At 72.2% G+C, this 14184-nt stretch carries 13 protein-coding genes; 5 read left to right on the top strand and 8 right to left on the bottom strand.

All coding sequences use genetic code 11. From position 1 onward, the window contains the following. Positions 1–33: 33 nt before the first annotated feature. Complete coding sequence (locus H5965_RS35910; protein ID WP_310975416.1) at positions 34–828, bottom strand: hypothetical protein; 795 nt, start codon at positions 826–828, stop codon at positions 34–36. Positions 829–1009: 181 nt separating this feature from the next. Then, positions 1010–2005: a hypothetical protein gene (locus H5965_RS35905; protein ID WP_310975415.1), complete on the bottom strand. Its 996-nt coding sequence runs from the start codon at positions 2003–2005 to the stop codon at positions 1010–1012. A gap of 52 nt (positions 2006–2057) precedes the next feature. Here H5965_RS35905 and H5965_RS35900 point away from each other — a divergent pair, with 52 nt between their 5' ends. The 4 genes from H5965_RS35900 to H5965_RS35885 all read left to right on the top strand — a co-directional run bounded on the left by H5965_RS35900 (position 2058) and on the right by H5965_RS35885 (position 7324). Then, positions 2058–2639, top strand: a complete 582-nt coding sequence (locus H5965_RS35900) for a TetR/AcrR family transcriptional regulator (protein WP_310975413.1) — start codon at positions 2058–2060, stop codon at positions 2637–2639. Continuing rightward, positions 2636–3610 carry a hypothetical protein gene (locus H5965_RS35895; protein WP_310975411.1) on the top strand — a complete coding sequence of 325 codons (975 nt, stop codon included), beginning with the start codon at positions 2636–2638 and terminating at the stop codon, positions 3608–3610. The genes H5965_RS35900 and H5965_RS35895 overlap by 4 nt, the downstream gene beginning before the upstream one ends. A gap of 84 nt (positions 3611–3694) precedes the next feature. Then, the gene (locus H5965_RS35890; RefSeq protein ID WP_310975410.1) at positions 3695–6838 is read left to right on the top strand and encodes a family 43 glycosylhydrolase; all 3144 of its coding nucleotides are present in this window, start codon (positions 3695–3697) and stop codon (positions 6836–6838) included. Positions 6839–6979: 141 nt separating this feature from the next. Further along, positions 6980–7324, top strand: a complete 345-nt coding sequence (locus tag H5965_RS35885; RefSeq protein WP_310975409.1) for a hypothetical protein — start codon at positions 6980–6982, stop codon at positions 7322–7324. 95 nt (positions 7325–7419) lie between these two features. Here H5965_RS35885 and H5965_RS35880 read toward each other — a convergent pair whose 3' ends face one another. From H5965_RS35880 to ribA, 6 genes are all read right to left on the bottom strand, one after another. Beyond that, positions 7420–8289, bottom strand: coding sequence for a hypothetical protein (locus H5965_RS35880; protein ID WP_310975407.1), 870 nt, complete (start codon positions 8287–8289; stop codon positions 7420–7422). Beyond that, positions 8276–10441: a xanthine dehydrogenase family protein molybdopterin-binding subunit gene (locus H5965_RS35875; protein ID WP_310975405.1), complete on the bottom strand. Its 2166-nt coding sequence runs from the start codon at positions 10439–10441 to the stop codon at positions 8276–8278. Before H5965_RS35875 ends, H5965_RS35880 begins: the two co-directional genes overlap by 14 nt. After that, positions 10438–11433: a xanthine dehydrogenase family protein subunit M gene (locus H5965_RS35870; protein ID WP_310975402.1), complete on the bottom strand. Its 996-nt coding sequence runs from the start codon at positions 11431–11433 to the stop codon at positions 10438–10440. The genes H5965_RS35875 and H5965_RS35870 overlap by 4 nt, the downstream gene beginning before the upstream one ends. Then, on the bottom strand, positions 11433–11909 hold the full coding sequence (locus H5965_RS35865; RefSeq protein WP_310975401.1) for a 2Fe-2S iron-sulfur cluster-binding protein: 477 nt from the start codon (positions 11907–11909) through the stop codon (positions 11433–11435). The genes H5965_RS35870 and H5965_RS35865 overlap by 1 nt, the downstream gene beginning before the upstream one ends. A gap of 213 nt (positions 11910–12122) precedes the next feature. After that, positions 12123–12968 carry an AraC family transcriptional regulator gene (locus tag H5965_RS35860; protein WP_310975400.1) on the bottom strand — a complete coding sequence of 282 codons (846 nt, stop codon included), beginning with the start codon at positions 12966–12968 and terminating at the stop codon, positions 12123–12125. 27 nt (positions 12969–12995) lie between these two features. Then, entirely contained in the window at positions 12996–13610 is a 615-nt protein-coding gene (gene ribA / locus H5965_RS35855; protein WP_310975399.1) for a GTP cyclohydrolase II, read from the bottom strand. Positions 13611–13688: 78 nt separating this feature from the next. Between ribA and H5965_RS35850 the strand changes: the two genes are divergently transcribed. Beyond that, positions 13689–14171 (top strand): MarR family transcriptional regulator, encoded by a 483-nt coding sequence (locus tag H5965_RS35850; RefSeq protein ID WP_310975397.1) that lies wholly within the window; start codon positions 13689–13691, stop codon positions 14169–14171. Positions 14172–14184: the final 13 nt, after the last annotated feature.

Raw genomic sequence — 14184 nt, 5'->3', positions numbered from 1 at the left:
CGCCAGTGTCACCCTGGTTTCGCGAACGCGCACCTACTTGCGGGCCGCCGTGTAGTTCCGGAACAGCAGGTAGGTGTCGAGGATGTCGGACGACGCGCTCTGGACCGACCGGTAGATCCCCCACTTCGGGCGGACGTAGTCACCCTGGTCGGGGAGGTTCACGTTGCTCATGCTGCCCTGTGCGGCGACCGGCGCACCCGACCCGGTGCCGTTGCGGATGACGCAGGCCGCCTTGCCCTTCGAGCCCGGCGTGAACGTCCACTCGATGGTGATCCACTTGTCCCGCAGCGGCGCCAGTTCCGTGGCCGCGATGCTCGGCGAACCCGAGTTGGCGTACGCCCGGGCGTTGAGCATTTCCTTGCTGCCGCTGCGGGTCAGGTCGAGCGTCACCCACGGCCCGCCGTTGGTCGACGGCGTCTTCGTCTGGAAGATGTGGGTGAACTTGCTGGTGCCGTGCAGCGAGGCCGGGAGGTACATCTCGTAGGAGAGCGTCCAGGTCTCGCCGTTGTGCATCTTCAACGTCGTGCCGTTCTGCACCATGCCCTTCGATTCGGTGCGCTGGCGGTCGCCGCCGCCGGTCGTGTCGCGGTCGTCCTTCCAGATGTTGAACCGGTAGTGGTCGCCTTCGACGACGACGTACTTGCGGTCGGGGTGGTGGTGGCCCCGGTCGGCTTCGATGCCCTCGAAGGCCTTCAGGCCGTCGGCGGCGGGGTCCGGGTGCCACAGCGGGGCCGCGTGGGCGGGACCGGCGGCGCCCAGGACGATCGGGACGGCGAGAACGGAGGCGGCGAGCGAGCGCAAAGCCGTCCGGCGGGGGAATTCCGGCATCTTCGGCGTGTCCTTCCTGACGGAGTACGGCAGGGGTGCACATCGGCCGGCGGACGGGCCCGGAATCGGGCTGGTCATCCGATGTCTTGCGCTATGAACGCTAGAAGAGGCCTCGCCCTCTGTCAACGCCGACCCGGTTGCAGCCGCGGTTGGCCAAGAATTCATCGGACCGCTCACCGGCTCAGGCGTAGCACTCGGCCAGCGCGCCGAAGGCCGCCTTCGGCTCCCACGGGACGTCCGGGTACGTCTCCCCCGTACCCTCTTCCAGGACCTTCACCACGCCCCAGCTCGCCATGTCGAGGTCGGTCCGGGGATCGGCCCGGTGCACCAGCCCGTAGCAGACGAACGTGCAGGCGAAGGCCGCGTCGACGCCTTCCGCCGTGAAGATCTCCAGCAGTTCGCGCAGGTAGCGGGCCTGTTCCTGTTCGTCCCGGACGTAGTCGCCCGTCAGCCGGACCGGGACGTCGTCTTCGTACTCGAGGATTTCGCCGCAGCGGGCGCCGAGATCGGCCGCGCCCCGGTAGGGCGTCACGCCGAACTCCGTGATCGCCACCGGTTTGCCCGCCGCGACCAGGCTCCGGACGCCCTGGCGGTAGATGTGCTCCACCTCCTTCGAGCGGTGCGCGTCCACCGACACGATGTCGAACGGCGTCCAGTCGACGCGCTCCAGCGGAATCGCCGCGTAGGTGACGCGGCCACCGAACCGGGCGCGGACCACCTCGGCCGCGCGGTACAGGAACGCGTTGACCCGCTCCGGCAGCCCGGCCACCAGTTCCCTCGACGCCAGGAGGTTGTCCAGGCGCTCGGTGATGCTGCCGCCCGGCAGGAAGCCGTGGCAGAACAGGCTCAGCTCGGCGCCGGTGACGAAGACGATCTCGGCGCCCGCCTCGCGGAGGCGTTCGGCCCGCGCGGCGCCGTCGGCGAAGAGGTCCAGGAGGTCCTCCGGGCCGAGGTCCCACGGGAACGGCGAGAACCACACCTCCAGCCCCAGCGCGGCCGCCTCGCGCGCGGCGAACTCAATCCGGTCCAGGTCGGTGCCGATCAGCCGCACCGCCGTGCAGTGCAGGTCGTCGCGGATGATCGCCAGCTCGCGGCGGACCAGGCCGGGGTCGAACGGGCGGTTGACGCGCCCGCGGACCTCGAGCCCCGTGTCGTAGCCGATCCCCTTGGCTCGCATGTCTTCCTCCCAGATTTAAGGTACGGTCCGTACCGTACCGTAGGATGGTGCCATGGCGACACCGAAGACCCGGCGCCGGGGCACCGAGCTGGAAGAGGCGATCCTGCGCGCGGCGGCGGCCGAGCTCGCCGAGGCCGGCTACTCCGGCCTGACCATGGAACGCGTCGCCCAGCGCGCCGGGACCAACAAGAACGCGATCTACCGCCGCTGGCCGAACCGCGCCGCGCTCGGCGTCGCCGCCTACCGCCACCTCGCCGAGGACACCCTGAAGCCACCCGACACCGGCAACCTCCGCGAAGACGCGCTGACGCTGCTGCGGGCGATCAACTGCGGTCAGACTTCGCCCGCCGCGCGCGCCCTTCGCAGCCTCCTCACCGGCGTGGGTGACGAACCCGAACTCCGCGAGCAGCTGCACGAACAGGCCGCTTCCGGCGGAACCGCGGCCTGGCTGACCGTCGTCGAACAGGCGGTAGCGCGCGGGCAGGCCCGGCCGGAGGCCCTGAACCCGCGCGTGGCCACCGTGGCTCTCGTGTTGCTGCGCAACGAATACCTCACGCACGGACTGACCACAGTGGCCGATGACATCCTGGTCGGGATCGTCGACGACGTCTATCTGCCGCTGGTGCGCGCGTGACCGGCCGCCTGGCACGCGACGAGAAGATCGCCGCCGCCTTGGCGGAAGCCGGCGACGACCTCCTGACCAAGGCACGTCCGCTCGGCACCGGCATCGGCGGCTCGTCCTGGCTGCTGCAGGTGGCCGGCGAGCCTGTCTTCGTCAAGCGCGTCCCGCTCACCGCCGTCGAACTCGCGAACCCGCACTCGACGGCCGACCTCTACGGGCTGCCGCTGTGGTCGCACTACGGCGTCGGGTCCGCGGGCGGCGGAGCCTGGCGCGAGCTGGAAGCACACCTGATGACGTCCGCCTGGGTCCGCGGGGGCGAATGCGAAAACTTCCCGCTCCTGCACCACTGGCGGATCCGGCCGGGCCTGCCGCGCCCGCAGGCCGACATCGAGGCCGACGTCGCGTTCTGGCACGGCGACCCCGGCGTGCGACGGCGGCTGGAAGCGCTGGCCGGCTCCGGCACCGACCTCGTGCTGTTCCTCGAGTACCTGCCGCACAGCCTCGCCGATTGGCCCGGGGACGACCTGCCGCTCGAAGAAGACCTGCGGCACATCACCGATTTTCTGGCCACGAAAGACGTCCAGCACTTCGACGCGCACTTCGCCAACATCGTCACCGACGGCGAACGGCTCCACCTCACGGACTTCGGCCTGACCGTGGCCGCGAGCTTCGACCTCTCGGACGCCGAAGCGGAGTTCCTCGCCGACCACGACGGCCACGACCGGGCCTACGTCCTGACCCACCTCGTCAACCGGGTCGTCCGCGGTCTGCGCGCCCGGCCGGATGCCCGCGCTCGCAACGACTTCGTCCGCGCGTGCGCCGCCGGCGAGGTGCCGGACCAGGCGCCGCTGCTGCGCCGGTACGCCCCGCTCGCCGCCGTCGTCAACGACTTCTACTTCGCCCTCCACACCGAGAGCCGGAAGACGCCGTACCCACGGGAAGCGATCGCCGAGCAGCTGGCCCGCCATCCGCACGGCTCTTGACCACCGGGACCGCGCCGACCTAGAGTCAGCGTACCCGAATCATGTTAACGTTAACATGCGCAGGCCTCGAAGGAACCGACAACGATGAAGTTGTTCTCCCCGCGCCGTTTCGGCGTCGTGCTGGCCGTCGCGGCCGCACTCGTCCCCCTCGGCGGTGCCGGCGCCGGTGCGGCGCCCTCCGCCGACACCGGTACCGGCCTCCGCGCCGCCGCGAGCACGCTGTCCGTGCCCGACATCGACGACGTCCGTGGCAACCTCACACTGCCGGCGAGCGGCCCGGACGGCACGCGCGTCACCTGGACGTCGTCCGCGCCGTCGGTGATCACCCCGACCGGTGAGGTCACCCGGCCGGCGACCGGCGCCGCGCCCGCGAAGGTCGTCCTGACCGCGAAGGTGAGCCTCGGCCGTGAGAGCACCACCCGGCGGTTCACCGCCACCGTCGTCCCCAAGCCCGCGCAGGAACCCCTGGCCGGCTACAGCTTCTTCTACTTCACCGGCGAAGGCACCTCCGACGGCGAGCAGATCTACTCGGCCCTCAGCAACGGCAACGACCCGCTGAACTGGACCGAGCTCAACAACGGCCGGCCGGTGCTCAAGTCGAGCCTGGGCGAGCTGGGCGTGCGCGACCCGTTCATCCTGCGCTCCCCCGACGGCGACAAGTTCTACCTGCTCGCCACCGACCTGCGGATCTACGCCGGCCGCGGCTGGGACGCCGCCCAGCGGACCGGCAGCCGGTCGATCATGGTCTGGGAGTCGACCGACCTGGCGCACTGGTCGCGCCAGCGCAGCGTCCAGGTGTCCCCGCCGACCGCGGGCAACACCTGGGCCCCGGAGGCGTTCTGGGACGCCAAGCGCGGCACGTACGTCGTCTACTGGGCGTCGAAGCTGTACGCCGAGAACGACCCGAACCACCTCGGCGACAGCTACAACCGGATGATGTACGCGACCACGCGCGACTTCCACACCTTCAGCGCGCCGCAGGTCTGGATCGACCCGGGCTACTCGGTGATCGACTCGACGGTCATCAAGAACCAGGGCACCTACTACCGGTTCACCAAGGACGAGCGCAACAACACCTCCTCGACGCCGTGCAGCAAGTTCATCACCGAGGAGAAGGCCACCGACCTGCTCGACCCGCACTACGGCTTCGTCGCCGACTGCCTCGGCAAGGCCACCGCGACCAGCCCCGGCCTGTCCGCGGGCGAGGGCCCGACCGGGTTCAAGTCCAACACCGAGAACAAGTGGTACCTGTTCATCGACGAGTTCGGCGGCCGCGGTTACGTCCCGTTCGAGACCACCGACCTCGACTCGGGCAAGTGGACGATGTCGACCGGCGCGCACCTGCCCGCGTCGCCGCGGCACGGCACCGTCCTGCCGGTCACCCAGGCCGAGATGAACCGCCTGAGCGCACCGCCGGTGCCGCCGAAGGCCGACGCGAAGGGCCTGGTCGCGCACTGGCCGCTCGACGCGAAGTCCGGCACGGTCGCGGCCGACACCACCGGCCACGGCTACGACGGCGCCTTGGCCGGTGACGTCAGCTGGAGTGACGGCGCGCTGGCCTTCGGCGGCAAGAACGGGCACGTCCAGCTGCCGAACAACCTGCTCACCGGCGCCTCGGCGGCCACCGTGTCGGCCGACGTCCTGGTCGAGGAGAACCAGCAGACGCCGTACTTCCTGTGGGGGCTGGGCAACACGGCCAAGGACGGGACCGGCAACGGCTACCTCTTCACCACCGGCGGTACGGCGAGCGGCGGCTTCCGCGGCGCCATCGCCACCGGCAACTGGACCACCGAGCAGGCGGCGGACTCCGGCGGCGGGCTGCCGCGCGGGGTGTGGAAGAACGTGACGCTCACCGTCGGCAACGGCGTGGAGGTGCTGTACCTGGACGGCGTCGAGGTGGGCCGCAACGCGAACGCCACGATCAAGCCGGCGGACCTCGGCGGCGGCGTCACGGCGGCGAACTACCTCGGCCGGTCGGTGTACGCCGGCGACAAGACCCTGACCGGCAAGATGAAGGACGTGCGGCTGCACAACCGGGCGCTGTCCGGGCCCGAGGTCGCCACGCTCCCGTCGAACAGCACCGCGATCCGCTCGGTGCAGCTCGACGCGCTCAAGACACCGGCCGTCATCGACGCCGGGGCCGGGACGGTCGTGCTGCCGGTCAAGCCGGGCACCGACCTGCGCCGGCTCGCGCCGAAGTTCGGCTTGGCGCCGGGGGCCACCATCAGGCCGGACAACGGGAAGCCGGTCGACCTCGGCTCGCCGAAGCAGTTCACGGTGACCGGCGCCGGCGGCGACCGTCGCGTGTGGACGGTCGAGGCGCACGAGGTGCGCAGCCCGGTGCTGCCCGGCTACCACGCCGATCCGAACATCGTCGCGTTCGGCGACACCTATTACCTCTACCCGACCACCGACGGCTTCGACGGCTGGAGCGGGACGAAGTTCTCGGCGTGGTCGTCGAAGAACCTCGTCGACTGGACGGACGAGGGCGTCATCCTCGACCTCGGCAAGGACGTCGGCTGGGCCGACAAGAACGCCTGGGCGCCGACGATCGCGAAGCACGGCGGGAAGTACTACTTCTACTTCTGCGCCGAGGCCAAGATCGGCGTCGCGGTGAGCGACTCCCCGACCGGCCCGTTCGTCGACTCCGGCAAGCCGCTGATCGCGAAGAACCCCGACGGCGGCCAGGCCATCGACCCGGCGGTGTTCCTCGACCACACCGGACAGCCGTACCTGTACTGGGGCAACGGCAACGCCTACGTCGTCCCGCTCAACGCCGACATGGTGTCCTACGACAGCGCGAAGATCACCCGCCTGACCGGCCTGAACGACTTCCGCGAGGGGCTGTTCACGGTGGAGCGGAAGGGCACGTACTACCTCAGCTGGTCCATCGACGACACCCGCAGCCCGGACTACCGCGTCGGCTACGCCACGGCGCCGAGCCCGACCGGGCCGTTCACCAACCGCGGCCTGCTCCTGAGCAAGGACGCCCACCTGGGTGTCCTCGGCACCGGGCACAGCTCGATGCTGCAGGTCCCGGGCACCGACGACTGGTACCTCGCCTACCACCGCTTCGGCATCCCGGGCGGCGACGGCACCCACCGCGAGACGACGATCGACAAGCTGACGTTCCGCCGCGACGGCTCGATCGCCCCGGTCGTCCCGACGCTGGAAAGCGTGCGGCCGCAGCGGATCCCGTGGCACTGCGGGGCGGTCCGGGCAACCTGAGCCCGGGTGGGCCACCCGTCCGGGTGGCCCACCCGATGCGGTGAGACGGAGATCACCAGCGGCGGCGTTTACCCCGGCCTGCCCGGGGTAAACATCCGCCGTTCGGGTTGCTTCACTGCTTTCCGCCTCAGGAGTCGTTTGATGACCAGCGTCCTGACCGACAACCTCGGGAACTCGCGTCCGGTGCCCCGGCCGCGCCCGCGTCCGGTCACGTCCGACACGCTCGCGGAACTCGGTCGCCTCGCCGCGCTGGCCGAGCTCGCCCGGCGCTCCTCGCCGTCCCTGATGCACCACGCGATCCTCGCCGGAACCTCCCCCGCCACGGTGGCGGCGGCCGCGAAGGTCGACGTCGCCGAGGCGCACATCCGCTGGCACGAATGGGCCGACACGGCGGTCGGCCGCGACGAGTACCTGCGCGTGCACACCGCGTTCGCCGAAGCCGTCGTCGCCCGCCACGAGGCCTTGGAGGAAGACCTGTGCCCGTGACCACCGAAGAGACGACCCTGGCCGACCTGGCCGCGCTCGGCGACGCGGCCACCGAGCTGCTGGCGGAGATCAGCGAGCAGCTGGCGACGGTGGCCTCACGGCGCTGAGGCCGGCCAGCGCCGCCACACGGCGACGTGCAGGATGACCGCCAGGCTGAGCGCGTTCAACGTCGTGTGGGCGGTCCACGCGCCGACGAGCCTCTCCGGCACCGCGGCCCACCGCGCCACCGGCGGGAGGAGCGTGGCCAGCGCGGCCGTCAGCAGGACCACCGGCAAGCTCACCCGGACCGCCGGCCCCGCCTCGAAGAGCATCGCCACGACGAGCACCGACGCGATGGCCGAACCCGCGACCGTCGGCGGCACCCAGAACGTCGCCCCCGCGCAGGCGACGACCACACCGTGGGCCGTCGCCAGGCGGACCGCGCGGCGCCGGATCCGCGCGAACGGCCGGCCGCGCAACGCGACGAAGAAGATCATCTGCCAGGCGCCCAGCACGGCGGAAAACGCGGCGTAGTCCTCCCCCGGCACCACGCCGGTCGGGACCAGGCCCAGGTAGAGCCCCAGCCCGGCGACCCAGCACAGCGCCAGCGCCGCGGCACCCGGCCAGTGCGTGCCGCGGCCGCGGAGGGGCCGGCCCTCGCCGACCAGGGTCAGCTGGAGCATCAGGGTGAAGATGCCCGCGGCCAGCGGCACCGTGTCCCGGCCGAGCCGGGCCAGCACCACGCCCCCGGCCGCGACGAGGGCCGTGTCGGACACGCCCGTCCAGCCGCCGCGCAGCAGGGTGCCGGGCCAGTCCGCCCACCAGAACGCGATCATCGCGACGATCGGCAGCGCGAAGGCGATCGGCGGGCCGAGCACCTCCAGCGTCCGCACCGGTCCGCCCACACCGGCCGCGAGCAGGACCGTCACCGGCAGGACGAACACCAGGCCGAGCAGACCCCGCCCGGGCTGCTCAGAGGACGTCATCGAGGCGGATCGGGAGCCGGTGGTGGCGCTTGCCGGTGGCGTGGTGGACGGCGTTGGCCACCGCCGCGGCGACGCCGACCATCGCGACCTCGCCGAGCCCCTTCACGCCCACCGGGTTGAAGCGCAGGTCGGGCTCGTCGACGAAGCCGACGTCGATGCGGTGGACGTCGGCGTTCACCATGACCGGGTACTCCTCCAGCGTGGCGTTGAGGAAGCCGCCGGAGTGCGGGTCGGGAAGGCTCTCCTCCCGCAGCGCGCCGCCGATGCCCCAGATCACGCCGCCGCGGACCTGGCTCGCCGCGGTCACCGGGCTCGCGACCCGGCCGCAGTCGACGACGCTGACCACCCGCGGCACGCGGATCCGGCACGTCATCGGCTCCACGCGGACCTCGACGAAGTGGGCGACCCAGCTGAACGTGCTGAACTCCGGGTAGACCGGGCCGGCGATGGCCAGGTGGCCGGACTTCGCCTGCCCGGCGGCTTCGGGCGGCTGCCCGGGCGCGATCGTGGTCGCTTCGACCTCGACCGGGTGCCCGATCCGCGTGACCGCCGCGGCGACGTCGACCGGGCCGGTGCCGGCGGCGTCGAGGTGCTTGCGCAGCTCCCGCAGTCCGGAGTGGACGGCGGGCAGCGCGGTCGCGGTGCCCCACGATCCCGCGGTGAGGTGCTGCGGCGCGTACCGGGTGTCGCCGACGCGGACTTCGACGTCCCGGACGGCGATTCCCAGGTCGTTCGCGACGAGCAGGGCGATCGCCGAGCGGATGCCCTGGCCCATCTCGTGGCCGTCGACGCCGACCGTGACCCGGCCGTCCGCGTGCGCGGTGAGGTGGGCGACGGCGGGGGCGATGTGGCCCGGGTAGGCGCCCGCGGCGACGCCCCAGCCGATCAGCGAGCCGTCGCCGGCGCGCATCGAGCCGGGCCGGGGGTCGCGGGCGGCCCAGCCGAAGTCTTCGGCGCCGCGGCGGAGGCATTCGGCGAGGAAGCGGGTGGAGAAGGGCCGCCCGCTGACCGGGTCGGTCAGCGTGTCGTTGGCCAGCCGCAGCGCGACCGGGTCCTGGCCGGTGGCGTACGCGAGTTCGTCGACCGCCGACTCGAACGCGAACATCGCCGAGCTTTCGAACGGCGCCCGCATGTAGCCCGGCGTCTGCACGTCGGTCTGCACCAGGCGGTGCCGGCCGCGGAAGGCGCCGAAGCCGTACAGCCGGGAGGTGACTTCGGTGTGCATCGCCGGGAACAGGTCGTGCCGGGACGTCTGCTGGTCGACCTCGTGCACGGCGCCGAGGATCCGGCCGGTCTCGTCCGCGCCGAGGCGCACGCGGTGGCGGGTGGCCGGGCGGAAGCTGCCGTTGTGGAACGTCTGGGTCCGGGTCAGGACCAGCTTGACCGGCCGGCCCAGGCGCCTGGCGACCAGTGCCAGCGGCGCCAGGTGCGGTTGCAGGGAGTTCTTCTGCCCGAAGCCGCCGCCGACGTACGGCGAGCGCACTTCCACGCAGGCCGGGTCGAGGCCGAGCTGCTGGGCCAGGCCGTGCCGGACCGCGGCGGCGTTCTGGGTGCCCTCGTGGACGACCAGGGTACCGCCGCGCCACTCGACGACGGCGCCGTTGAGCTCCATCGGGACCGCGTGCTGGGCGGCGTGCTCGTAGGTGCGGTCGATCCGGACCGGGCTCGCGTCGATCACGGCGTCGGCGTCGCCGACCTTGATGTCGGCGAGGAACGGCAGCGGGATCGCTTCTTCCTGCACGAGGGTGGTCGCACCCTCGGCGTCGAGGTGGACGGCGACCGGTTCGGGCGCGTAGTCGGCGGTGACCAGCTCGGCGGCCTCCGTCGCGGCGACCGGCGTCTCCGCGACGACCAGGGCGATCGGCTGGCCGCGGTAGGCGACGCGGTCGTCGAGCAGCGGCTGGAGGCTCTGGAAGGAGAAACCGCCGCCCATGATGAAGCCCGGGCCGCGCAGCTCCTCCTCGTCGAACCGGGTCACCACGAGCAGGACACCGGGCACGGCTTCGGCCGCGGCGGTGTCCACCCGCGACACACGGCCGCGGCCGATCCGCGCCGGGACGAGGGCCGCGTGGGCCAGGCCGTCCGGGACGCGGTCGGTGCCGTAGGCGGCCCGGCCGGTGACCTTTTCGACGGCGTCGGCTCGGGGCGTCATCGGGTGGCCCGCTCTCCGGCCGTGCGCACGGCGTCGGCGACCGTGCGGATGCCCAGCTCGATCCGGAATCCGTTGTGGGTGCCGGGACGCGCCCCGGCGAAGGCGATTTCCCCGGCGTGCCGGGCGTTTTCGGCGGTCAGCGGGGTGCCGCGCAGCACGCGTTCGGCCTCGGTGGCCCGCCAGGGGCGCGTGGCGACCCCGCCGAGCGCGATCCGGCAGTCGCCGACGACGCCGTCCTCGACGGTCAGGGCGACCGCCGCCGAGGCGAGGGCGAAGGCGTAGGACTCGCGGTCGCGGATCTTGAGGTAGGTCGAGCCGCGGCCGGCGGGGGTCGCCGGGACGCGGATGCGGAGGATCAGCTCGCCGTCGTCGAGGGTGTGTTCCCGGGTCGGGTCCTCGGGTTCGACGTGCAGCTCGTGGAGCGGAACGGTGCGTTCGCCGTGCGGGCCGGCGACGTCGACGACCGCGTCGAAGGCCAGCAGCGCGATCGCCCAGTCGCCGGGGTAGGTGGCGATGCAGGTGTCGCTGGTGCCGAGCAGCGCGTGGGTGCGGTCGTGGCCATCACGGGCGGCACAGCCGCTGCCGGGTTCGCGCTTGTTGCAGGGGAACTCGGGCCCGCCGCGGAAGTAGCCGCACCGGGTGCGCTGCAACAGGTTCCCGCCGACGGTCGCCATGTTCCGCAGCTGCTGCGACGCGGCACGCCACAGCGACTCGGCCAGGGCGGGATAGCCGTCCCGGACGGCCGGGTGGTCGGCGACGTCGGCCATCCGGGCCCCGGCGCCGAAGACGAGTTCACGTTCGTTCGTCTCGATCGTCGCCAGCTCGGGCAGCCGGTGCACGTCGACGACGGCCGGCGGGGTTTCGATGCCGAGCTTCATCAGGTCGTACAGCGTGGTCCCGCCGGCGAGGACCTTGGTGCCGGGCACGGCGTCGCGAAGAGCGTCGACGGCGGCGCTCAGGGTGTCGGGCGCGAAGTAGGCGAAGGGACGCATCAGCCCTCCCCCGCAGCTTGCCGGACAGCGGCGACGATGCCGGCGTAGGCGCCGCAGCGGCACAGGTTGCCGCTGAGGTACTCGCGGATCTCGTCGTCGTCGCGCGTGTGGCCTTCGGCGATGCAGGCGAGGCCGGACATGATCTGGCCGGGAGTGCAGTAGCCGCACTGGAGAGCGTCGTGGTCGACGAAGGCCTGCTGCAGCGGGTGCAGGGCACCATCGGGCCCGGCCACGCCTTCGATGGTGGTGACGTCCTGCCCGGCGGCCTGCACGGCGGGCGTCAGGCAGGAGACCACGCGGCGGCCGGCGAGGTGGACCGTGCAGGCACCGCAGTGGCCCTGATCGCAGCCCTTCTTGGTCCCGGTCAGCCCGAGCCGCTCACGAAGGACGTCGAGCAGCGACTCCCGCGGATCGACCCGCAACCGCACGGCCTCGCCGTTGACAGTCGCCTCGACGCTGGTTTCTGAAGTGGACACCCGCCGACGCTAACCGGCACTTGCCCGGCCGCGCTTTCCCGTGATTGCTGCCCGGGACGCCGTTTATTGCGCCCGTCCCGGAAGGGACGACACGCGTACCCCGGCGGACGACACGCGTACTCAGCCGGACGACACGGCCCACGCCCGCACCGGACGTCGTGTCGTCCGGGCAGGTACGCGTGTCGTCCGGCTGGGGACGGCGCTCATTGCTCGCTAGCCCCGCACCGCGGCCCGGTACGCCGAGGGCGAAAGCCCGATCTGGGCCCGGAACGCCGAAGCGAACCGCGACGGCGTCGCGAAGCCGCACGCCTGCGCGATCTCCGTCACCGACAGCTCGCCGCGCTCCAGGTGGCGGCAGGCCCGTTCGACCCGGATCCGGGTCAGGTAGCGGTACGGCGTCTGGCCGGTCGCCGTCTTGAACACGCGCAGGAAGTGGAACGGGCTCAGGTCCGCCGCGGCCGCCATGTCGGCCAGGGACAGCGGGAGGTGGTGGTGGTCCCGGATGAACTTCACCGCGCGGCGGGTGCGCTGGTCGTCGCGGCCGGGCTCGCGGGGCGGGGGCGCCGCCGCGTGGTGGGTCAGCAGGTGGACCGCCAGGAACGTGGCCGCCGATTCCGCGTACAGCTCGTCCGCGCCGGCGCGGGCCGCCGCGCCCAGGGCTCCCGCCACCGACGCCAGCACCGGGTCCCGGACCGCCAGGGCGTCCGGGCGGCCGAGGTGGTCCGCGTTGCGGCCCCAGAGCTCGAGGGCGGTGCGGTCGATCAGCGCGGCCGGCAGGTGGACGTGCGTGGTCAGCGTGCGGCCGTCGCCGCGCCAGCGGAGCCGGGCCGCGTGGCCGGGTGCGGTCAGGCCGATCGAGCCCGGCCCGTACTCCGCGCTGCGCCAGCGGCTGCCGTGGCGCGACTCGATCGTCTTGGTCCCCGCGCTGACCAGGACCAGGACCTGCTCGTCCACCGGCGGCAGGTCGAGCTCCGCTTCGACGACGTTGTCCAGCAGCCGCACGGCAAGCGAGGACCAGCGGCGGCCGAACCGCACGCGGGTCCCCGGAACCTCCGACACAACAGAACCCTACCAGCGGAAACGCCGTCAGCCGGCCAGCTCGGGCAGGGCCAGGGTGTGCTGGGTGTGCCGGACCTTGGCGTCGAGGTACCGCAGGTTGTCCGGGGTCGCGTGGACGCCGGTGGGCACCGTCCCGGCGACCGTGATGCCGCGGTCGCGCAGCTGCCGGACCTTGTCCGGGTTGTTCGTCAGCAGGTCCACCTCGGCGATACCGAGCGCGGCGAGCATCTGGGCCGCGGCGGTGTAGTCGCGGGCGTCCTCGGGCAGGCCCAGCGCGGTGTTCGCCTGGTAGGTGTCGAGGCCCGCGTCCTGCAGGGCGTAGGCGTCCAGCTTGGCGTACAGGCCGATGCCCCGGCCCTCCTGACGCAGGTAGAGCAGGACGCCGCCGGCGCCGCCGATCCGTTCCACCGCCTCACGCAGCTGCGGCCCGCAGTCGCAGCGGGCCGAACCGAAGACGTCGCCGGTCAGGCACTCGGAGTGCATCCGCACCAGCGGCCGGGCCGGGTCGCCGAACACCAGGGCGAGGTGCTCGGCACCGTCGGCCAAGCCGTCGAAGGTGACGACTTCGGCCGTGGCCGAGTAGCCGTCGGCGAAGCGCAGCGGGACCCGCACCCGGGTGCGGACGGTGGCGGCGGGGATCATGGCGACTCCGTTCAAATTTGAACCTTGATCGCACCGTACCCCTTGAGTTCGAATTTGAACAACAGGTACCGTTGTGACATGGGTCGTCCACGGTGGCTGAACGCCGAGGAGAAGCGCGCCTGGAACGCGTTCCTCGGCACCTACGAGCTGCTCAACCGGCGGCTGGACCAGCAGCTCAAGCAGGATTCCGGAATCTCGCACCTCCAGTACGTGATCCTCGCGCGGCTCAGCCGAGCCCCGGACCGCGAACTGCGGATGGCCGAGCTCGCCTGCGCGGTGTCGAACTCCAAGAGCGGGCTCACCTACCAGATCGGCCAGCTGGAACGGGCCGGCCTGGTGCGCCGCCGCGCGTGCGAAAGCGATCCCCGCGCGGTCTACGCCGTGCTCACCGACGAAGGCATGGCCCTGCTGGAGCAGGCCGCGCCCGGGCACGTCGCATTGGTCCGCGAGCTGCTGATCGACGTCCTCACCCCGGACCAGCTGCACGCGCTGGCCGACGGCCTCGGCGAGGCGAACCGCCGCATGCTCGCGACCGGCGACCCGGCCACCGACTGCCGCTGAGTGACCTGAGTCA

This window comes from Amycolatopsis sp. 505, from assembly GCF_031625235.1.
Classification (GTDB): Bacteria; Actinomycetota; Actinomycetes; order Mycobacteriales; family Pseudonocardiaceae; genus Amycolatopsis.
Note: the sequence above shows the minus strand (reverse complement) of the source record. Positions and strands in the feature narration are given on the sequence as shown.

Coding starts and splice junctions, on each gene's coding strand:
- H5965_RS35905 (WP_310975415.1), bottom strand. CDS start 2,005: ATGCGAGCCAAGGGGATCGGCTACGACACGGGGCTCGAGGTCCGCGGG.
- ribA (WP_310975399.1), bottom strand. CDS start 13,610: ATGATCCCCGCCGCCACCGTCCGCACCCGGGTGCGGGTCCCGCTGCGC.
- H5965_RS35850 (WP_310975397.1), top strand. CDS start 13,689: ATGGGTCGTCCACGGTGGCTGAACGCCGAGGAGAAGCGCGCCTGGAAC.
- H5965_RS35900 (WP_310975413.1), top strand. CDS start 2,058: ATGGCGACACCGAAGACCCGGCGCCGGGGCACCGAGCTGGAAGAGGCG.
- H5965_RS35885 (WP_310975409.1), top strand. CDS start 6,980: ATGACCAGCGTCCTGACCGACAACCTCGGGAACTCGCGTCCGGTGCCC.
- H5965_RS35870 (WP_310975402.1), bottom strand. CDS start 11,433: ATGCGTCCCTTCGCCTACTTCGCGCCCGACACCCTGAGCGCCGCCGTC.
- H5965_RS35910 (WP_310975416.1), bottom strand. CDS start 828: ATGCCGGAATTCCCCCGCCGGACGGCTTTGCGCTCGCTCGCCGCCTCC.
- H5965_RS35880 (WP_310975407.1), bottom strand. CDS start 8,289: ATGACGTCCTCTGAGCAGCCCGGGCGGGGTCTGCTCGGCCTGGTGTTC.
- H5965_RS35875 (WP_310975405.1), bottom strand. CDS start 10,441: ATGACGCCCCGAGCCGACGCCGTCGAAAAGGTCACCGGCCGGGCCGCC.
- H5965_RS35890 (WP_310975410.1), top strand. CDS start 3,695: ATGAAGTTGTTCTCCCCGCGCCGTTTCGGCGTCGTGCTGGCCGTCGCG.